At 68.8% G+C, this 19,817-nt stretch carries 20 protein-coding genes; 5 read left to right on the top strand and 15 right to left on the bottom strand.

The window, feature by feature from the left end:
- Window positions 1–43 precede the first annotated feature (43 nt).
- The 3 genes from H9658_RS02055 to H9658_RS02045 all read right to left on the bottom strand — a co-directional run bounded on the left by H9658_RS02055 (window position 44) and on the right by H9658_RS02045 (window position 4,459).
- Window positions 44–2,413: a Tex family protein gene (locus H9658_RS02055; protein WP_191824160.1), complete on the bottom strand. Its 2,370-nt coding sequence runs from the start codon at window positions 2,411–2,413 to the stop codon at window positions 44–46.
- Window positions 2,414–2,539: 126 nt separating this feature from the next.
- Window positions 2,540–4,168: a hybrid sensor histidine kinase/response regulator gene (locus tag H9658_RS02050; RefSeq protein WP_179564860.1), complete on the bottom strand. Its 1,629-nt coding sequence runs from the start codon at window positions 4,166–4,168 to the stop codon at window positions 2,540–2,542.
- 75 nt (window positions 4,169–4,243) lie between these two features.
- On the bottom strand, window positions 4,244–4,459 hold the full coding sequence (locus H9658_RS02045) for a hypothetical protein (protein WP_179564862.1): 216 nt from the start codon (window positions 4,457–4,459) through the stop codon (window positions 4,244–4,246).
- 177 nt (window positions 4,460–4,636) lie between these two features.
- Here H9658_RS02045 and H9658_RS02040 point away from each other — a divergent pair, with 177 nt between their 5' ends.
- Window positions 4,637–5,848 (top strand): NAD(P)/FAD-dependent oxidoreductase, encoded by a 1,212-nt coding sequence (locus tag H9658_RS02040; RefSeq protein WP_191824159.1) that lies wholly within the window; start codon window positions 4,637–4,639, stop codon window positions 5,846–5,848.
- Window positions 5,849–5,851: 3 nt separating this feature from the next.
- On the opposite strand, the gene H9658_RS02035 is transcribed toward H9658_RS02040, so the two are convergent.
- The 6 genes from H9658_RS02035 to H9658_RS02010 are packed head-to-tail and all read right to left on the bottom strand — an operon-like array spanning window position 5,852 to window position 9,884.
- On the bottom strand, window positions 5,852–6,307 hold the full coding sequence (locus H9658_RS02035) for a hypothetical protein (RefSeq protein ID WP_191824158.1): 456 nt from the start codon (window positions 6,305–6,307) through the stop codon (window positions 5,852–5,854).
- Entirely contained in the window at window positions 6,304–6,507 is a 204-nt protein-coding gene (locus tag H9658_RS02030) for a PspC domain-containing protein (RefSeq protein ID WP_179564868.1), read from the bottom strand. Before H9658_RS02030 ends, H9658_RS02035 begins: the two co-directional genes overlap by 4 nt.
- A 28-nt stretch (window positions 6,508–6,535) precedes the next feature.
- Window positions 6,536–6,952, bottom strand: a complete 417-nt coding sequence (locus H9658_RS02025; protein WP_191824275.1) for a DUF5329 family protein — start codon at window positions 6,950–6,952, stop codon at window positions 6,536–6,538.
- A gap of 7 nt (window positions 6,953–6,959) precedes the next feature.
- Window positions 6,960–8,036, bottom strand: coding sequence for a class III poly(R)-hydroxyalkanoic acid synthase subunit PhaC (locus tag H9658_RS02020; protein WP_179564870.1), 1,077 nt, complete (start codon window positions 8,034–8,036; stop codon window positions 6,960–6,962).
- Complete coding sequence (phaE, locus tag H9658_RS02015) at window positions 8,033–9,223, bottom strand: class III poly(R)-hydroxyalkanoic acid synthase subunit PhaE (RefSeq protein WP_191824157.1); 1,191 nt, start codon at window positions 9,221–9,223, stop codon at window positions 8,033–8,035. The genes H9658_RS02020 and phaE overlap by 4 nt, the downstream gene beginning before the upstream one ends.
- A gap of 46 nt (window positions 9,224–9,269) precedes the next feature.
- A complete protein-coding gene (locus tag H9658_RS02010) occupies window positions 9,270–9,884 on the bottom strand; it encodes a CDP-alcohol phosphatidyltransferase family protein (protein WP_191824156.1) in 615 nt (204 codons plus the stop codon).
- A 145-nt stretch (window positions 9,885–10,029) separates the two neighbouring features.
- On the opposite strand from H9658_RS02010, the gene H9658_RS02005 reads away from it, so the two are divergent.
- Entirely contained in the window at window positions 10,030–10,788 is a 759-nt protein-coding gene (locus H9658_RS02005; RefSeq protein ID WP_191824155.1) for a 3-hydroxybutyrate dehydrogenase, read from the top strand.
- A gap of 290 nt (window positions 10,789–11,078) precedes the next feature.
- Here H9658_RS02005 and H9658_RS02000 read toward each other — a convergent pair whose 3' ends face one another.
- The 3 genes from H9658_RS02000 to ppsR all read right to left on the bottom strand — a co-directional run bounded on the left by H9658_RS02000 (window position 11,079) and on the right by ppsR (window position 13,100).
- Window positions 11,079–11,567, bottom strand: a complete 489-nt coding sequence (locus tag H9658_RS02000; RefSeq protein WP_179564878.1) for an NUDIX hydrolase — start codon at window positions 11,565–11,567, stop codon at window positions 11,079–11,081.
- 57 nt (window positions 11,568–11,624) lie between these two features.
- Window positions 11,625–12,131, bottom strand: a complete 507-nt coding sequence (locus H9658_RS01995; protein WP_191824154.1) for a DUF1249 domain-containing protein — start codon at window positions 12,129–12,131, stop codon at window positions 11,625–11,627.
- A 147-nt stretch (window positions 12,132–12,278) separates the two neighbouring features.
- Window positions 12,279–13,100, bottom strand: coding sequence for a posphoenolpyruvate synthetase regulatory kinase/phosphorylase PpsR (gene ppsR / locus H9658_RS01990; protein ID WP_003474590.1), 822 nt, complete (start codon window positions 13,098–13,100; stop codon window positions 12,279–12,281).
- Between the two features lie 146 nt (window positions 13,101–13,246).
- Here ppsR and ppsA point away from each other — a divergent pair, with 146 nt between their 5' ends.
- The gene (ppsA, locus tag H9658_RS01985) at window positions 13,247–15,622 is read left to right on the top strand and encodes a phosphoenolpyruvate synthase (RefSeq protein ID WP_191824153.1); all 2,376 of its coding nucleotides are present in this window, start codon (window positions 13,247–13,249) and stop codon (window positions 15,620–15,622) included.
- Window positions 15,622–16,581 (top strand): mechanosensitive ion channel family protein, encoded by a 960-nt coding sequence (locus H9658_RS01980; RefSeq protein ID WP_191824152.1) that lies wholly within the window; start codon window positions 15,622–15,624, stop codon window positions 16,579–16,581. Before ppsA ends, H9658_RS01980 begins: the two co-directional genes overlap by 1 nt.
- Before the next feature lie 60 nt (window positions 16,582–16,641).
- Here H9658_RS01980 and orn read toward each other — a convergent pair whose 3' ends face one another.
- From orn to mntR, 3 genes are all read right to left on the bottom strand, one after another.
- Window positions 16,642–17,220: an oligoribonuclease gene (orn, locus tag H9658_RS01975; RefSeq protein WP_179564886.1), complete on the bottom strand. Its 579-nt coding sequence runs from the start codon at window positions 17,218–17,220 to the stop codon at window positions 16,642–16,644.
- A 115-nt stretch (window positions 17,221–17,335) separates the two neighbouring features.
- The gene (gene tadA, locus H9658_RS01970) at window positions 17,336–17,833 is read right to left on the bottom strand and encodes a tRNA adenosine(34) deaminase TadA (RefSeq protein ID WP_179564888.1); all 498 of its coding nucleotides are present in this window, start codon (window positions 17,831–17,833) and stop codon (window positions 17,336–17,338) included.
- On the bottom strand, window positions 17,830–18,294 hold the full coding sequence (gene mntR, locus H9658_RS01965; RefSeq protein WP_191824151.1) for a manganese-binding transcriptional regulator MntR: 465 nt from the start codon (window positions 18,292–18,294) through the stop codon (window positions 17,830–17,832). Before mntR ends, tadA begins: the two co-directional genes overlap by 4 nt.
- A gap of 148 nt (window positions 18,295–18,442) precedes the next feature.
- Here mntR and H9658_RS01960 point away from each other — a divergent pair, with 148 nt between their 5' ends.
- Window positions 18,443–19,795 (top strand): Nramp family divalent metal transporter, encoded by a 1,353-nt coding sequence (locus H9658_RS01960; protein ID WP_225209667.1) that lies wholly within the window; start codon window positions 18,443–18,445, stop codon window positions 19,793–19,795.
- Window positions 19,796–19,817: the final 22 nt, after the last annotated feature.

Genomic DNA, 19,817 nt, shown 5'->3' with positions numbered 1-19,817 from the left:
GCGACGCCGAACGCGTGCCGCGGCCGCCGCGGCGCGCGTCCGCTCAGGTGCGCTTGGCGCGGGCGAACGCGTCGGCCAAGGCGCTGTTCAACGGCGGCGCAGCGGGTGCACGCGGCTTGCCGTTGCCGCCGCCATTGCCGCCGCGCGCATCGCGCTCGCGACGCGGCGCGCCCGGCGCCGGACGCGCGCCGCCATCGCGCTCGCCGCCACGCGCCGATGCCGCTGCCGGCGCATCGTCCAGGCGCCGGGTCAGCGCGATGCGCTTGCGCGCCACATCCACTTCCAGCACCTTGACCTTGACGATATCGCCGGCCTTGACCACATCGCGCGGGTCCTTGACGTAGCTGTCGGACAACGCGGAGATGTGCACCAGGCCGTCCTGGTGCACGCCGATGTCGACGAAGGCGCCGAACGCGGCCACGTTGCTGACCACGCCTTCCAGCACCATGCCCGGCTTGAGGTCCTTGATGTCCTCCACGCCGTCGGCGAAGCGCGCGGCCTTGAACTCCGGGCGCGGATCGCGGCCCGGCTTCTCCAGTTCCTTGAGGATGTCGCGCACGGTCGGCACGCCGAACTTTTCGTCGGTGAACTGGTCCGGCTTGAGCGCGCGCAGGAAACCGCCGTCGCCGATCAACGCCTTGATCGGCTTGCCGGTGGCGCCGACGATGCGCTCCACCACCGGATACGCTTCCGGATGCACCGACGAGGCGTCCAGCGGCTCGTCGCCATCGGCGATGCGCAGGAAGCCGGCGCATTGCTCGAAGGCCTTGTCGCCCAGCCGCGGCACCTTCAGCAGATCCTTGCGGCGCTTGAACGGGCCATTGTCGTCGCGGTGGCGGACGATGTTCTCGGCCACGCTGGCCGACAGCCCGGACACGCGCGACAGCAGCGCCGCCGAAGCGGTGTTGACGTGGACGCCGACCGCGTTGACGCAGTCCTCCACCCGCGCATCCAGCGCCCGCGCCAGGCGGTACTGGTCCACGTCGTGCTGGTACTGGCCCACGCCGATCGCCTTCGGCTCGATCTTGACCAGCTCGGCCAGCGGATCCTGCAGGCGCCGCGCGATCGACACCGCGCCGCGCAGCGACACGTCCAGTTGCGGGAATTCCCTGGCCGCGAATTCGGACGCCGAATACACCGACGCGCCGGCCTCGCTGACCACGATCTTCTCCAGCGTCAGCTGCGGGTTCTGCTTGATCAGGTCGGCGGCGAGCTTGTCGGTCTCGCGGCTGGCGGTGCCGTTGCCGATCGCGATCAGCTCCACGCCGTGCTGCGTGCACAGCTGCCGGAGCGTGTGCAGCGACTGGTCCCACTGCTTGCGCGGCTCGTGCGGATAGATGGTGTCGGTGGCCAGCAGCTTGCCGGTGGCGTCGACCACCGCGATCTTGCAGCCGGTGCGGATGCCCGGATCCAGGCCCAGGGTCACCCGCGCGCCGGCCGGCGCGGCCAGCATCAGGTCCTGCAGGTTGTCGCCGAACACCGCGATCGCCTCGGCCTCGGCCTTCTCGCGCGCCTGGTTGAACAGGTCCAGCAGCAGGTGCATGTGCAGCTTGGCGCGCCAGGTCAGGCGGCACGCGTCGAGCAGCCAGCGATCGCCGGGACGGCCCTGGTTGGCGATGCCGGCGCGCACGGCGACACGGCCTTCGGCGTACTGGTGGCCGGCCTCGGCATCGCTGCCCGGGTCCAGCTCCAGGTACACGATTTCCTCGCGGCGCGCGCGGAACAGCGCCAGCAGCCGGTGCGAGGGAATCTTGCCCAGCGCCTCGGCGTGGTCGAAGTAGTCGCGGTACTTGGCGCCTTCCTGCTCCTTGCCTTCGGCCACGCGCGCGCGGATCACGCCGACCTCGGCGAGCCAGCCGCGCAGTTCGCCGACCAGCGCCGCGTCTTCGCCCCAGCGCTCCATCAGAATCGCGCGCGCGCCTTCCAGTGCCGCCTTGACGTCGGCCACGCCCTTGTCGGCATCGACGAAGCCGGCGGCGAAACTGTCCGGCGTCAGCGACGGATCGGCCAGCAGGCCGTCGGCCAGCGGCTCCAGGCCGGCTTCGCGCGCGATCTGCGCACGGGTGCGGCGCTTGGGCTTGTACGGCAGGTACAGATCTTCCAGCCGCGACTTGGTATCGGCGGCGACGATCTCCGCGCGCAATTCGGCGCTGAGCTTGCCCTGCTCGTCGATGCTGGCCAGCACCGCGGCGCGGCGGTCTTCCAGCTCGCGCAGATAGGTCAGGCGGGTTTCCAGGTTGCGCAGCTGGGTGTCGTCGAGGCCGCCGGTGACTTCCTTGCGGTAGCGCGCGATGAACGGAACGCTGGCGCCTTCGTCGAGCAGGGCGATGGCGGCGCGGGCCTGGGCCGGCTGCGCGCCGATCTCGGCGGCGATGGTCTTGGCGATCTGCTGGGCGAGCTGAGTGTCGTGCATTGCATCCGGCCGAAGCCGCCTTGCGGAAAACGCCATTTTCGCAGTGCCGGCGCCGTCCGGGAACCCGTTGACAGGGGCGCGCCGACCTGTCGGCGTCAGCTCACGCCGCGGGCCGACTTGTCCGCATCAGCTCACGCCAGTGGGGCCGTCCAGCACGATGCGCACCTTGCGGATCAGCTCCTGGCGGTTGTACGGCTTGGACAGCACGTCGAATTCGGTGCCGCCGGCATCGGTACGCTCGATCGAGGTCTCCGCATAGCCGGTGGTCAGCAGCACCTTGATCTTGGGCCGGCGCCGCCGCACTTCGCGCGCCAGCATCACCCCGTTGAGGCCGCCGGGCATGATCAGGTCCGAATACAGCAGGTCCACCTGCAGCCCGTTGTCGACCAGTTCCAGCGCTTCGCGCGCGTTGTGCACGACGTGGGTGGCGTAGCCCTGGTCCTCCAGGAACAGCCGCGCCAGCTCGGCGATGTCCGGCCGGTCCTCCACGATCAGGATCGTCTCGTTGCCCTGCCGGTCGGAGGCGCGGCGGGCGCGCGCGTCGCGCGGCGCCAGGTTCTCGACGTTGTCGTCGATCGGGAAGTACAGCCGCACCGTGGTGCCGTGGCCCTCCTCCGAATACAGCCGCACCGCGCCGCCGGACTGTTTGGCGAAGCCGTAGACCATCGACAGGCCCAGGCCGGTGCCCTTGCCCTCGTCCTTGGTGGTGAAGAACGGATCCAGCACGTGGGCCAGCACGTCCGCGGACATGCCGCTGCCGTTGTCGGTGACCGACACGCAGACGTAGTGACCGGGCAGCAGATTGTCGTAGGTGGTGGGCTCGTCGGCGCGGATCGTGACGTTGCGGGTCTGGATCACTAAGCGCCGCGCAGGTTGCTCGGCCATCGCATCGCGCGCGTTGATCAGGATGTTCAGCAGCGCCACTTCGGCCTGGGTCGGATCGATGCGGCAGTTGCGCAGGTCCGGCGCCAGGTCCAGCGCGAACGCGATGCCGTCGCCCAAGGTGCGCTCGGCGACGTCGCTCATGCCGGCGACCAGCGTATTGAGGTTGAGCACGCGCCCTTCCAGCTTCTGCTTGCGCGCGAAGGCCAGCAGTTGCTGGGTCAGCCTTGCGGCCTGGCCGGACGCGTCGCGCGCGCGCTCCACGCTCTTGCGCAGCCGCGCCGGATCCAGCGGCTCGCGCTCCAGGCCATGCTCGATCAATTCCAGGTAGCCGGACATGACCTGCAGCAGGTTGTTGAAGTCGTGCGCGATGCCGCCGGTCAGCTGGCCCAGCGCCTCCATCTTCTGCGCCTGGCGCAACGCGTCCTCGGTATCGCGGCGGCGGCTGACGTCCAGCTGCGAGCCGAAATAATAGACCAGCTCGCCGTGCTCGTTGTAGACCGGCGAGATGAACAACGCGTTCCAGAAGCTGGAACCGTCCTTGCGGTAGTTGAGGATCTCCACCGCCACTTCGTTGCGCGCGGCGATCGCCTCGCGCACGCTGTCCACGGTGTCGCGATCGGTGTCCGGCCCCTGCAGGAAGCGACAGTTGTTGCCGAGCAGCTCTTCGCTGCTGTAGCCGGTCATTTCCAGAAAGGCGCGGTTGACGAACACGATGGGATTGTCCGCCTGCCGCGGATCGGTGACGATCATCGGCATCCGCGTGGTTTCCACGGCGGCGAAGAAGATGTCGCTACGGTGCTCGGACAGATCGGCCGTGGTGCTTTCGTGGACGGTGACGCGCGGCAGATTGCTGGAGTCAGGTGCGGGCATGGTCGAGAAAAGATCGATGCGAACCGCTGCTGGCCCTGCTAGGCGGGCGACCACACCGGGGTTCGCATGCCGGCGTCAACGCGAATAGTACTGGTGCAAGCGTTCCACCACGATCTCCTCCTGCAGCGATTCCAGCGCCATGATCCGGACCCGGCGATCGCTCAGCGCGAGCACGCGCTCGACATAGATCTCCGGCCCCTCGTCGGTTTCCTTCATCGATTTGCTGAAGCCATAGGGCATCACGCCCTTCTGGCCATCCTTGCTGCCACCGATATACAGAACGACCGACATGACACTTCCTCTGCTGGGAATTCGTGGAACTGGCGCGCAGCCTACACAGCGCATCGTGAGGACTTTCTCCACGCAGGTTAATCGCGGCTGTTTGCCCGCACATGACTTACGCCGGCCTCACGCCGGTTTAACCGAATCTGAGCGTTAGTCGCGCACCTCCCACCGCAATCGGCATGTATGGATCTCAAGAGCGGCTACCCCTTCTGGTCGGTGCGCAACGGCCTGATGCAGAGCTTCCCGCAGTTGCGCAGCGAACTGCGCTGCGACGTGGCGATCGTCGGCGGCGGCATCACTGCGGCCTTGATCGCCGACGAACTGGTCGCGCATGGCCATGATGTCGCGGTGCTGGAGCAACGCGACATCGGCTGGGGCAGCACCGCGGCCAGCACCGCGCTGCTGCAGTACGAGATCGACACGCACATGCTCGACCTGGCCAAGCGCTACGACGAGGACGCCGCCGCCCTCGCCTACCGGTCCTGCGCGCAGGCGCTGGAACAGCTGCGTGCGCTGGTGCGGCCGCTGCGCGACGTCGACTTCGGCTGGAACGACAGCCTGTACTACGCCAGCCGCCGTCGCCACGTGCGCGTGCTGCAGCAGGAACTGCAGCTGCGCGCGCGCCATGGCCTGGAGGTGGAATGGCTGGATGCGCAGGCGTTGCGCAGCGTGTACGGGGTCGAGGCGCACGGCGCGATCCTCAGCCACCAGGCCGCGCGCGTCGATCCGTATCGCCTCACCTACCGCCTGCTCGGCCGCGCACACAAGCGCGGCGCCGGCGTCTACGACCGCACGCGCATCGCCGATATCCAGGTGAACGGCCGCGGCGCCACCCTGCGCACCGAGCAAGGCGTGCAGGTGCGCGCCGGGCACGTGGTGATGGCGGCCGGTTATGCCAGCCAGGGCTGGCTGGACCAGCGCGTGGCCAGGAACCGCAGCAGCTACGCCTTCGTCAGCGATCCGCTGGACGACGCCCAGCTCGGTGCGCTGAAGGACACCATGGTGTGGGAAAGCGCGCGCCCCTATCTGTACCTGCGCAGCACCGGCAACGGCCGCATCGTCGCCGGTGGCGAGGACGACAGCGTGGACATTCCCGCGCGCCGCGATGCACGCGTGGACAGCAAGGCGCGCACGCTGTGCCGCAAGATCGCCAAGGCGATGCCGGGGCTGGAACTGCAGCCGACCTTCGCCTGGGCCGGCACCTTCGCCGAGACCGCCGATGGCCTGCCGTTCTTCGGCCCGCACCCGCAACACGGGCCGCGCATGCAGTTCGCGATGGCCTATGGCGGCAACGGCATCACCTACAGCATGCTCGGCGCCGGCCTGCTGCGCGCGCAGATCGAGCGCCGCGCGCATCCGCTCAAGCGATTGTTCGGCTTCGGCCGGCTCGACTGAGCCTCAGCGCCGTCCCGGCCACCAGCCGCGGCCGCGCAAGGCGTAGCGGTCGGCGGCGCGTTCGAACGGGTTGCGTACGCCGATCCCGCCGCAGGCGAAGTACACCGGCAGGAACAAGGGACCGAGCAGCAGATATTGCAGCACGTGGGCGCGCTCGTGGTCGCCCAGGCGCACGTTCGGATGCCGGCAGCGGCCGGCGGCATGTTCGTAGGTGGCGCAGGCCACGTCCAGGTCGTCGGCGCTGACCAGGATCACGGTGCCGAGCGTCAACGCGCCGCGCGGTCCCCAGGGGAAGCGGTCGAACACCAGCGCCAGCTCGCGCCGGCTGATCCGCGCGCGCGCGCCGAACGGCATGCCGGCGACGCCGGCGACCAGGCCGAGCAGCGTATTGGGCGAGGTCCACAGCGCGCCGAGCGCGAAACCGGCCAGGCGCAGCGCGGCCAGCGCCTGCCGCGTCAATCGGCTTCGTTGGGAATCAGCAGCCACAGGATCAGATACACCAGGATGCCGGGGAACGCGGCCGAGGCGATCGAACCGACCACGTAGACCACGCGCAGCAGCGTCGCGCTCCAGCCGAAGCGGTGCGCGATGCCGCCGATCACGCCGGCGAGCATGCGGTCGTTGAGCGAGCGCGACAGGGTTGGGGTGGACTGGGACATGGCGGCGGCTCCTGCGACGAATGCGCGCTCAGTCTGGGCGCGGCGGCGCGGATGCGGCGTGACGGCGCAGCGCGGCCAACTGCTGTGCGAACCAGTTCGCCGCGTCCTGCTCCGGCTGGCCCGGACAGGCCACCCGGTAGGCCTTGCCGCTGCTGCTGCTGCGGCTCGCGCCGCGCTCGATGAACTGCTCCGCGCTGGCGGCCAGGTCGCGCTTGCGCAGGTAGTCGTACTTGCGCTGCAGATGCGCCTTGGCCTCCGCCGCCGGATACCAGCTGCCGTTGCGCTGGAACCGGCACGGCGAGGCCTGAAAGGCCGCCAGCAGCGCGTCGATTTCGCGTTCGGCGACCGGCGACGGCGCGGCCGCGGCGACCGCGCAGACGCAGACCAGGCCGAACGCCAGCAGGCGCGCACCGAGCCTGCGCGGACATGGCGCGGCGCGCCGCATCACGCCTTCACTCGCCACCATCGCGCTCGGCCAGCCAGCGATGCAGCGCCGCCGGCACTTCGCGCTGCGCGCGGCCGGACACGTAGATGCCGATGTGGCCGCCGCGGAAACTGAGTTCGGCATAGTCGTCGCTGCCGACCAGGCCGCGCAGCGCGCGCGAGGCGTCCGGCGGCACTAGATGGTCCTGTTCGGCGTAGATGTTGAGCACCGGCATGGCGACCTTGGCCAGGTCCACCGCGTGCTCGCCGATGCGCGCGCGGCCGTGCACCAGCGCGTTGTCCTGGTAGAACTGCTTGACGAACTCGCGGAAGGTCTCGCCGGCCAGGTCGGGCGAATCGAAGATCCATTTCTCCATGCGCAGGAAATCCTCCAACGCACGCGGATCGTCGAGGATGTCCAGCAGCCCCACGTACTTCTGCAGGTTCAGCCGGAAAGGCTTGAGCATCAGGTAGCTGGCGTTCATCAGGTCCGCCGGCACGTTGCCCAGCGTGTCCACGAACAGGTCCACGTCCACCTGCCGTGCCCAGTTGGACAGCATGTTGTCCGGGGTGTGGAAATCCACCGGCGTCACCATCGTCACCAGGTTGCGGACCTTGTGCGGCTGCAGCGCCGCGTAGCACAGCGAGAAGGTGCCGCCCTGGCAGATGCCGAGCACGTTGACCGGCGCACCGGCAGCGGCCTCGCGCAGGTGATCGACCGCGCCGTCGATGTAGCGCAGCAGATAGTCTTCCAGGGTCAGGTAGCGCTCGGAACGGTCGGGATAGCCCCAGTCCAGCACGTAGACGTCCTCGCCCAGCGCCAGCAGGCCCTTGACCAGCGAGCGGTCGGCCTGCAGGTCGACCATGTACGGACGGTTGACCAGCGCATAGACGATCAGCAGCGGCACCTTCGCGGTGGGCGGCCGCTCGCCGACGAAGCGGTACAGCACCACCTTGCCGTCGCGCCACACCTCCTGCCGCTCGGTGACGCCGTACTGCACGTCGTCCAGCCCCGGCAGCACGCGCAGCCCTTCCATCAGCTTGCGCTGCAGCTCCAGGGTTTCCTGCAGCAGGTCGTCGCTGCTGAAGCTCAATGGCCCTTTCATGCGCGGCTCCGGCGCGGCGCGGCGCCCGACTTGCCGCGTGCCGGCTTGGGCGCAGCGGGTTTGGGTTTCGCGGCGGGCCTGGACTTCGGCTTCGCAACGGGCTTGGACTTGGCCGGTGGCTTGGACGTTGAAGCGGCGCGCGCAACGGAGGGCTTGGCAGCGGCTCTGGTCCTCGTGCCAGCCGCCTTGGACGGCGCAGCGGGCGCAGGCCTGGATCGCAACGGCGGACGCGACGCTGCCTTACCGCTCGCGGTTCGTTCCGATGGCGCCGCCGCGGCGGCCGGCGCAGCGCCCCGCTCCAGCCGGCGCAGCCGCCGCTCCAGATCGGCGATATGCCGATGCGCGGCATCCAGCTCGGTGCGGGTGGGCAGGCCCAACTGCTCGCACAGCTGCTCGGTCTCGCGTTGCAGCAGCGCACGCAGGCGCATCTGCGCATTGGCGAAGCCGGCGTAGACCTCGCGGAATTCTTCCGACAACGCGGACGCGGCGTAGGCCTCTTCGGCGGCGTCGATCCACAGGTCGAACATCGCCCGCGCGTTGGTCAGCTGGCGGCCCGGATCCTCGTGCTCGCGCAGCTTGGCCTCGAACACGCCGAAGGCGCGATCGATCGCGCCCTGCAACTGGCCCATGTACGCCTGCAACTGCGCCTGGTAGTCCTGCTGCGCCTTGGCCAGCGCGCGCCAGCGCGCATGGTGGTTGCGGCCCGGACCGAAACCCGGCATCTGCAGCCACGGCCCGCTGTCGCGCTGCCAGCCCTGCAGCCATTGCGCCGCCTGCTGCAGCCAGGGATCCACGCCGGCCTGGCCGGCGCCGCGCGCGGTGCCGAGCAGCCATTGCAGCATCTGCTCGCGCTGGCCCTGCACCTGCTGCTTCCAGGCCTCGGCCACGTCGGCACTGCTGGCATCGCGCCCGGCGAACTGCGCGGCCACCTGCTGCATCGCGCCGAACCACTCGCCGGCCTGCTGCTGCAACTGCGACACCGCGTCCTCGGCCTGCGCCCCGGTGCCGCGCGGCAACCACTGCGCCCAGGTGTCGATCGCCTCGCGCCACGACCCGTGGCCGGCACCATCGGCGGGCTGTTGCGCGGCCGCAGCGCCGCTCTGGCGCAACGCATCGCTCCACGCGCCCCAGTACTGCCGCGCCAACGCTTCGAAATCGCCGGCACCGCTGCCGCCGCTAGCCTTCATCGCCACCCTCCCAGGTCAGGCGGGGATGATAGCAACCTGCCGCCGCTCAAGGCTTGGGAATGCGCAGGGTCTTGCTGATCATCAGCGAACCGGACAGCGCGAACAGCAGCACCAGCGGGTGCAGCAGCCACGGTCCCAGCCGCCATTCGCCCCACCACAGCGCATCGCCGAGATGGCCCAGGTGCGCGGCGACCGCGAGCACGATCACCAGCGCCAGGCTGCTCGGGATCGGCGTGCCCTCGAAATACGGCACCTTGTCGCCGTCGCCGGCCAGTTGCTCGGCGGTGACGTTGTAGCGCGCCAGGCGGCTGACCCCGCAGCACACGAAGAAACTCAGCACCAGCCAGTCCCAGCCGCCCTGCATGCCGCAGGCGTAGGCCAGCGCCGCCGGGGCGACGCCGAAGGAAATCACGTCGGCCAGCGAATCCAGTTCGCGGCCGAGCGTGGACGAGGACTTGCGCCAGCGCGCCACGCGCCCGTCCAGCGCATCGAACACGAACGCCAGCGGGATCAGCGCCATGCCGATCAGCAGGTCGCTGCGCCGTCCCTCCTGCAGGAAGCGCATCGACGCGAACACCGCGCCGGTGCCGCAGAAGGCATTGGCCAGGGTGAACCAGTCGGCCAACTGGAATTCGCGCAGCATCGAAAAGTGGCGTTTCATCGGCATAGCGTGGCGGATCCGGCGTGAGAAGGGTGCGACCGGCACAGGGTAGCGTGGCGCCACCGCACTGGCGAGGACCGGTGCCATGGCGCCCTCGCCCCGCGCTGCTACGCTGCGCACCTTCCCTTCCCGACAGGTGCTTCCCATGCAGACCGTCCTGATCACCGGTGCCGCCAGCGGCATCGGCGCCGGCATCGCCCGCGAACTGGCCGCCGGCGGCCGCCACATCGTCGTCAGCGACTTGGACGCGGACGCGGCCGCGGCAGTGGCCGCGCAGCTGCGCGAAGCCGGCGGCTCGGCCGAGGCGGTGGTGCTGGACGTAGCCAGCGAGGCCAGCATCGGCGCGGCGCTGGCGGCGATCTCGCGGCCTGTGGACGTGCTGGTCAACAACGCAGGGCTGCAGCACGTGGCGCCGCTGCAGGACTTCCCGATGGCCAGATGGAGCCTGCTGATCGAGGTGATGCTGACCGGCGTGGCGCGCCTGACCCAGGCCGTGCTGCCGGGCATGCGTGAGCGCGGCTTCGGCCGCATCGTCAACATCGGCAGCATCCACTCGCTGGTGGCCAGCCCGTACAAGAGCGCCTACGTCGCCGCCAAGCACGGCCTGGTCGGGTTCTCCAAGGCCGTGGCGCTGGAAACCGCCGACACCGACATCACCATCAATACGCTGTGCCCCAGCTACGTGAAAACCCCGCTGGTGGACAAGCAGATCGCCGACCAGGCGCGCACCCGCGGCATTTCCGAAGCCGACGTGATCGCGCAGGTGATGCTCAGGCCGATGCCCAAGGGCGTGTTCATCGACTACGACGAACTGGCCGGCTGCGTCGCGTTCCTGGCCTCGCCGGCGGCGCGCAACATCACTGCGCAGACCATCGCCATCGACGGCGGCTGGACCGCGCAGTAGCGTGCGGCGCGTTCGGCGAGATGGACGCCGCTCGGAACAGCGCTCGATGCTGGCGAAATTTTCGCCAGCCTGGTGACCGGCGTTGCGCTGCAACGCGATCGCGGCCTTATCCACAGCGTTCGGCCAGTTCCATCCACACCCGCTGTGGAGAAGCGTGGCGGCAATGGTGAAATTTTCGCCAGCCGGAAAAATGCAGCAGCAGTTTCAGCGACTTGCCGTGCTTGCCCACAGGCTTGTGCAGGATCGATCCACAGCCGCTGTGGACAAGCCGGGCGCAGGCGCGAGCGTGCTCAGACCCGCGAATAGCGCCACGACAGCATGCGCCCGTCGCGGTACGGCATCACCCCGTGGAACGGGCGCGGATCGCCGTCGAACACCAGCGGCAGGAAGTGGCGATCGCCCTCCCACAGCGGCAGCGCTTCCATGTCCGCCACCGGCACCCAGGCCAACGTGCCCTCGGCGTTCTCGGTGAACGGTTCGCCGCTGTAGGCGCTGATCAGGAACAGGAAGCCCAGCCAGTCCTCGCCATGCTTGCCGAAGCCGGGCCAGCTGATCGTGCCGCGCAGTTGCAGCGCGTCGCATTCGATGCCGGCTTCTTCGCGGATTTCGCGGCGCATGCCGTCCAGCACGTCCTCGTCCGCCTCGACCTTGCCGCCCAGGCCGTTGTACTTGCCCAGGTGGTGGTCGCCGGGCCGCGCATTGCGATGGATCAGCAGCACCTTGGAGCGGTCGGGCGACAGCACGTAGCCCAGCGTGGCGACGATCGGGGTGTAGGGCATGCGGCGGGCGGGCGAGTCGGCGGGCGCGCAGTATGCCGCATCCGCCGCGGCCAACGGTCAGGGCGCGGCTGGCGTCGCGTTCTCGGCCGGGCGCCGCAGCGGGCCGGCCGGCTTCAGCGTGGCCACGCCGTGGCCGCGCTCGGCCAGGTATTCCAGCCACTTGCTGAGGAAGGTGTTCATGCGCATGCGGTGGCTGATCAGTTCCGCCGGCGGCGGATACAGCCCCATCACGTCCTGCCAGCGGCGGCCGACGTAGCAATGCGTGGTCTCGGCCTGGCGCGCGTCGCGGTACAGGCGCACATAGGCCGACGGATCCGGCTCGCCGGTGAGCGGGTCGCACAGGTCGTAGGTGAGGCGCAGTTCCACCGTGTAGCGGTGGTGCTCGATCACGTCCAGGCGCAGGTCCAGGCCGTCGCCGATCGAGGACAGGTAGCTGCCCACGGCCAGGTCGGACGGCACGAACAGCCGGTTCAGGTGCACGAAGTTCTCGGCGTACAGCCCCATCAGCCAGCCGAATCGGCTCAGCCGGGGGATGCGTTCGCTGCGGGTCAGGGCGTGCTGCATGGAGCCGATGCTACACGTTGCAACGCCGGCGCGGCAGCATTGACGGATCGCCCGCGCCGGCCTACCTTGGAAGTCTCGGCGCGGCGGTGCGACCGCCCCGCCGTTCTGCCGATTCCACGCAGGCGGCCCGCTCCGCCCCGCGGCGTTTCAGAACATCTCGCGCTGCAGCCCCAGCGTCGCCAGCACCTTGCTGGAAATCTCCTCGATCGAGGTATGCGTGGTGCTCAGGGTCGGGATCCGTTCCATCCTGAACATGGTCTCGGCCGCGGACACCTCGCGCCGGCACGTCTCCAGGTTGGAATAGCGCGAATTCGGCCGCCGCTCCTGGCGGATCTGCTGCAGCCGATCCGGATCGATGGTCAGCCCGAACAGCTTGTTGCGATACGGTCGCAACCGCGGCGGCAGCCGGTCGTGCTCCAGATCCTCCTCGGTCAGCGGATAGTTGGCCGCACGCACGCCGTAGTGCAGCGCCAGGTAGATGCAGGTCGGCGTCTTGCCGGCGCGCGAGACGGCGACCAGGATCAGGTCGGCCTCGTCGTAGTTGATCGCGATGCCGTCGTCGTGGGTCAGCGCGAAATTCATCGCGTTGATGCGGCGGTGGTAGGTCTCGAAATCGACCAGGCCGTGCGCCTGCCCCACCCGCGAATGCCGCGGCGCGTTCAATTCGCGCTCCAGCGGCTCGATGAACGGCGCGAACACGTCGAGCATCAAGGCCCCGCTTTCCGACAGCAGCATGCTCAGCTGCGGATCGACGCAGGAGTTGACCACGATCGGCCGCACCTGATAGCGCTCGCCCGCGGCATGGATGCGCTGCGCCGCCTCGCGCGCTTTTTCCGGATCGTCTACGAACGACATGCGGTCGGTGACGAAGCTGAAACCGCTGAACTGGGTGAGCAGGCTATGCCCAATGGTTTCAGCGGTGATACCGGTTCCATCGGACACGTAGAACACCGGTCGGATCGTCGACATTGCCTGGATTCTCCTTGCTGAAACCCAACGGATGCACCCCGCCGAGCTTGTGCCGACTCGGGTGCGCACTGCATGATATCGGCTTCTTCCCCCACGGACGCGGCCACTCTGCCCGCCTCGGGCGATGGCCCAACGGAGCATCGCGCTTGAACGAGAACATCCTTTGGTTGCACGAGTTGCGCCTGACCGACCTGGCCCGCGTCGGTGGCAAAAACTCCTCCCTCGGCGAAATGATCGGCAACCTGGCGGGTTTGGGAGTCTCGGTACCCGGCGGCTTCGCCACCACCGCCGAAGCGTTCAAGGCGTTCGTCGCCCACAACAATCTCTATCAGCGCATCTTCGACAAGCTGGCGACGCTGGACGTGGAAGACGTCGGCGCGCTGACCCTGGCCGGCAAGGAAATCCGCGGCTGGGTCATCGATGCGCCGCTGCAGCCCGAGCTGGACCAGGCGATCCGCGAGGCCTACGCGCAGCTGTGCGCCGAGAACGGCGGCGGCGACGTCGCGGTGGCGGTGCGCTCCTCGGCCACCGCCGAAGACCTGCCCGACGCCAGCTTCGCCGGCCAGCAGGAGACCTTCCTCAACGTGACCGGCGCCGACGACGTGCTGCACAAGGTCAAGGAAGTCTTCGCCAGCCTGTACAACGACCGCGCCATCGCCTATCGCGTGCACCACGGCTTCAAGCACGAGGACGTGTTCCTGTCGGCCGGCGTGCAGCTGATGGTGCGCTCGGGCGTCGGCGCCGCCGGCGTGCTGTTCACGCTCGACACCGAATCCGGTTTCCGCGACGTGGTGTTCGTTACCTCGAGCTTCGGCCTCGGCGAAATGGTCGTGCAGGGCGCGGTCAATCCCGACGAGTTCTACGTCTACAAGCCCACCCTCGCCGCCGGCAAGCCGGCGATCCTGCGCCGTTCGCTGGGCAGCAAGATGATCCGCATGGTGTATTCGGACGTGCCCGGCGAGCGCGTGCGTATCGAAGACACCCCCGCCGAACTGCGCAACACCTTCTCGATCAGCGACGAGGACGTGCAGGAACTGTCCAAGCAGGCGCTGGTGATCGAGAAGCACTACCAGCGGCCGATGGACATCGAATGGGCGAAGGACGGCGTCAGCGGCAAGCTGTTCATCGTGCAGGCGCGCCCGGAGACGGTGAAATCGCGTGGCCACGCCACCCAGATCGAGCGTTTCGCGCTGGAACAGCGCGGCACGGTGATCGCCGAAGGCCGCGCCATCGGCCAGAAGATCGGCGCCGGCGTCGCCCGCGTGGTGCGCAGCCTGGACGACATGAGCCGGGTGCAGCCCGGCGACGTGCTGGTCGCGGACATGACCGATCCGGATTGGGAGCCGGTGATGAAGCGCGCCTCGGCGATCGTCACCAACCGCGGCGGCCGCACCTGCCACGCGGCGATCATCGCCCGCGAGCTGGGCGTGCCGGCGGTGGTCGGCACCGGCAACGCGATGGAGCTGATCGAGGACGGCCGCGAGGTGACGGTGAGTTGCGCCGAAGGCGACACCGGCTTCATCTACGCCGACCTGCTGCCGTTCGACCGCACCACCACCGATCTGGGCAACATGCCGCCGGCGCCGCTGAAGATCATGATGAACGTGGCCAATCCGGAGCGCGCGTTCGACTTCGGCCAGCTGCCCAATGCCGGCATCGGCCTGGCGCGGCTGGAGATGATCATCGCCGCGCACATCGGCATCCATCCCAACGCGCTGCTGGAATACGCCAAGCAGGACGCGGCGACCAGGAAGAAGATCGACGAGAAGATCGCCGGTTATGCCGATCCGGTCAGCTTCTACGTCAACCGCCTGGCCGAAGGCATCGCCACGCTGACCGCGTCGGTGGCGCCGAACCCGGTGATCGTGCGCCTGTCCGACTTCAAGTCCAACGAGTACGCCAACCTGATCGGCGGCAGCAACTACGAGCCGCACGAAGAGAACCCGATGATCGGCTTCCGCGGCGCCAGCCGCTACGTCGACCCGAGCTTCTCGGCCGCGTTCGCGCTGGAGTGCAAGGCCGTGCTCAAGGTCCGCAACGAGATGGGCCTGGACAACATGTGGGTGATGATCCCGTTCGTGCGCACCCTGGAAGAAGGCCGCAAGGTCATCGAGGTGCTGGAGAAGAACGGGCTCAAGCAGGGCGAGAACGGCCTGAAGATCATCATGATGTGCGAGCTGCCGTCCAACGCGCTGCTGGCCGACGAGTTCCTGGAGATCTTCGACGGCTTCTCGATCGGCTCCAACGACCTGACCCAGCTGACCCTGGGCCTGGACCGCGATTCGTCGATCGTGGCGCACCTGTTCGACGAGCGCAACGCGGCGGTCAAGAAGCTGCTGTCGATGGCGATCAAGGCCGCGCGCGCCAAGGGCAAGTACGTCGGCATCTGCGGCCAGGGGCCGTCGGACCATCCGGACCTGGCCGAATGGCTGATGCAGGAAGGCATCGAGTCGGTGTCGCTGAATCCTGACACCGTGGTCGACACCTGGCTGCGCCTGGCCAAGCTGAAAGCCGCCGGCTGATGGGCACGGCAACGACGTTGCTGGCGGCGGTCGCGACGGCGACTTCCGCCGCACCGGCGGCGCGGACACAGCAGCCGTTCAACTGGAGAGACCTGGATTGGGCGCAATACGCGCTCAACTGGGGCGTGGCGCTGATCATCCTGGTGCTCGGGATGTGGATCGCCAAGCGCCTGAGCCTGTGGCTGCAGCGCGCGCTGGTCCGCGCCCGGGTGGAGACCACGCTCAGCAACTTCCTGCGCAACGTCGCCTATGCGTTGCTGCTGGTGCTGGTGTTCGTCACCGCGCTGCAGAAGATCGGCGTGCCGCCGACCTCGCTGTTCGCCGTGCTCGGCGCGGCCGGGCTGGCGGTCGGCCTGGCGCTGAAGGATTCGCTGTCCAACATCGCCTCGGGGGTCATGCTGATCGTGCTGCGGCCGATGCGCGACGGCGACCACGTGGTGGTGGCGGGCCAGGAAGGCATCGTCGACGAGATCCGGATCTTCCAGACCCGCATCCGCAGCTTCGACGAGCGCATGATCACCCTGCCCAACAGCACCATCACCACCGCGCCGATCGTCAACTACAGCACCCTGCCCAACCGGCGCCTGGAGATCACGGTGGGCGTGGGCTATGGCGACGATCTGAAGAAGGCGCAGCAGTTGCTGCTGCAGATCGCCCAGGACAATCCGAACATCCTGGAGACGCCGGCGCCGTTCGTGCAGGTCACCAACCTGGGCGAGAGCACGGTGGACCTGATGCTGTTCGCCTACGCCAGGAACGGCGACTTCGGCGCGGCCAAGAGCAGCACGCTGGAGAACATCCGCAACCAGTTGCTGGAGAACGGACTCAGCATTCCCTACCCGCAGCGCGATCTGCACGTGTACCACCACGACGCCGATGGGCGTCCGATCGCCGAGCTGCTGCTGAAGGGCGTGACCGACGACGGCGAGACCAAGCAAGGGCCGCCGCTGGCCCGGTGACGCTGGCCTTGCCGCAAGGCCGCGCCGTGCAGGCGCGGCCTGCGTGTCGCGCAGCGCGACTCAGCGTGCGCCGTTGCCCTGCCCGCCCAGCGCACCCATGAACGGGCGGTAGTAGCGCAGTTCGTCGATCGAATCGTGCACGTCGCTGAGCGCGGTGTGCGAGGAGGTCTTGTTCAATCCCGACGCGACCGACGGCGCCCAGCGCCGCGCCAGTTCCTTCAGCGTGGACACGTCCAGGTTGCGGTAGTGGAAGAAGCGCTCCAGCCGCGGCATCTGCCGGTGCAGGAAGCGCCGGTCCTGGCAGATCGAGTTGCCGCACATCGGCGACGCGCCCGGCTTGCACCACTGCGCCAGGAACGAAACGGTCTGCGCCTCGGCCTGGCCCAGGGTGACCTGGCTGTCGAGCACGCGCTGCCACAGTCCGGAATGCCGGTGCTGGTTGCGGTTCCACTCGTCCATCGCCTGCAGCGTCTGCAGCGGATGCGCGATGGCGAATTCCGGGCCCTCGGCCAGCACGTTGAGCTGACTGTCGGTGACCACCGTGGCGATCTCGATGATCGAATCCTTGTCCGTGTCCAATCCGGTCATTTCCAGGTCGATCCAGATCAGACGATCGTTGTCCACGTGCGGTTCCGCCATATCACCATCCAGTCGTTCGCGGCGGCGCTGCCGGCGCGGGGGTTTCGTATCGGTCGTGCATGATACCGCGCGTGACCCGGCGGGTTCACGTCCCGCCAGCGCCGCACCGCGGCGCTCAACCGCCGAGCAGCGGCTTGCCGCGTTTGGCGCGGAAATAGTTGGTCAGGCGCAGCCCGGCCGGCGCCGCCAGCACGCCGCCGCGCACCTGCACGCGGTGATTGTGGCGCGGATCGGCGAGCAGATCGAACACGCTGCCGCAGGCGCCGGTCTTCGGATCGGCGGCCGCGAACACCAGCTGCGCCACGCGCGCATGCACCACCGCCATCGCGCACATCGCGCACGGCTCCAGGGTCACGTACAGGGTGCTGCCGACCAGGCGGTGGTTGCCGAGCCGGCGCCCGGCCTGGCGCAGCGCCACGATCTCGGCGTGCGCGCTGGGATCGTGCTCGGCGATGTTGAGGTTCCAGCCCTCGCCCAGCACCTCGTCCTGCGCCGAGACCAGCACCGCGCCGACCGGAATCTCGTCGAACTCGCGCTCGGCGCGGTCGGCCAGGGCCAGCGCGTGCAGCATCCAGCGCTCGTCGCGCGCGGCGGTGTCGCTGTCGCCGTTCATCGCGTCGCGGCGTGCTTGCGCACGAACTCGGCGAACACCGCCAGCGTGGCTTCGCTGACATGGTGCTCGATGCCCTCGGCATCGCGCCGCGCGATGTCCTCGTCGATGCCCAGCGCCAGCAGGAACTGCTCCACGGTCTGGTGCCGCTGCCGGCTGGCCGCCGCCAGCGCTTCGCCGTCCGGGGTCAGGAACACGCCGCGATACGGCCGCTGGATCACCCAGCCGCCCTTGACCAGCCGCTTGAGCATCTTCGCCACGGTCGGCTGGGCCACGCCCAGGCGCGCGGCGATGTCCACCTGCCGCGCCTCGCCGCCGTCGGCCAGCAGGTCGGAAATCAGCTCCACATAGTCCTCGATCAGCTCCAGGCGGTGCGCCTCGCGCACCTGGCGGAAGCTCTCGACCTGCACTTCGGCGTCGAGCAGCACCGCCCCCGGTGCCGTCAACTTCCCGCTTTTCTGCATCGCAACGCCCTTGTCCGGTGCCGGCGAACGCCGGCCGCTGCCTATTCTGGCCGAAATCGCGCCTATCGCAGCGATCCGATTTGCCAATGCTAAACAGAATAGCAAGTGCTATATACTGGATCGCGCTCCTCCCACGCACGTTTCCGCCATGGCCGATCCCCTGCCCCTGCCCGATTCCAATGCCGCCTGGCCGCAGGCCAGCGAGCCGCCGCGGCGCAGCCTCGGGCGCATGAACGGCAGCGTCGCCGTGCCCAGCGGCGGGCTCGGCTGGCGCCGCTTCCTGGCCTTCCTGGGGCCGGGTTACATGGTCTCGGTGGGCTACATGGATCCGGGCAACTGGGCCACCGACATCGCCGGCGGCTCGCACTTCGGCTACCTGTTGCTGTCGGTGATCCTGCTGTCGAACCTGATGGCGATCGTGCTGCAGGGCCTGGCGGCGCGGCTGGGCATCGCCACCGGCCGCGACCTGGCGCAGGCCTGCCGCGAGCACTATTCCCGGCCGGTCAACTTCCTGCTGTGGCTGGCCTGCGAGGCGGCGATCGTGGCCTGCGACCTGGCCGAGGTGATCGGCACCGCGATCGCGCTGAAGCTGCTGTTCGGCATCCCGCTGACCCTGGGCGCGATCATCACCGCGATCGATGCGCTGCTGGTGCTGTACCTGATGCGGCGCGGCTTCCGCACCCTGGAGGCATTCGTGATCGCGCTGCTGCTGGTGATCTTCGCCTGCTTCGTGGTGCAGATCGCGATGGCCGCGCCGCCGCTGCACGAGGTGCTGGCCGGCTTCATCCCGCGCGCCGAGGTGGTGACCAACCCGGCCGCGCTGTACCTGGCGATCGGCATCATCGGCGCGACGGTGATGCCGCACAACCTGTACCTGCATTCATCGATCGTGCAGACCCGCGCCTACGAGCGCAACGACAACGGCCGCCGCTCGGCGCTGCGCTGGGCGCTGGCCGACAGCACCATCGCGTTGAGCCTGGCGCTGTTCGTCAACGCCGCGATCCTGGTGCTGGCCGCCGCGGTGTTCCATGCGCACGGCCGTACCGACGTGGAGGAGATCGAGCAGGCCTACGAGCTGCTGGCGCCGATGCTCGGCGTCGGCGTGGCCTCGACCCTGTTCGCGGTGGCGCTGCTGGCCTCGGGCATCAACTCCACGGTGACCGCGACGCTGGCCGGGCAGATCGTCATGGAAGGCTTCCTGCACCTGCGCATCCCGGCCTGGGCGCGGCGCCTGCTGACCCGTAGCCTGGCGATCGTGCCGGTGGTGGTGGTGACCTGGCTGTACGGTGAGCAGGGCACCGCCAAGCTGCTGGTGCTGAGCCAGGTGCTGCTGTCGATGCAGCTGCCGTTCGCGGTGATCCCGCTGGTGCGCTTCGTCGCCGACAAACGCAAGATGGGCGCACTGGTCGCGCCGCGCTGGCTGATCTGGCTGTCGTGGATCATCGCCGCGCTGATCGTGGCGCTGAACGTGAAGCTGCTCGGCGATACCCTGCTGCACTGAGCCGGCGCAAGAACCCGGGCAC

This window comes from Xanthomonas bonasiae, assembly GCF_014836395.1.
In the GTDB taxonomy this organism is placed as follows: Bacteria; Pseudomonadota; Gammaproteobacteria; order Xanthomonadales; family Xanthomonadaceae; genus Xanthomonas_A; species Xanthomonas_A bonasiae.
The sequence above is the reverse complement of the archived record's forward strand: the minus strand, read 5'-3'. Positions and strand labels throughout refer to the sequence as shown.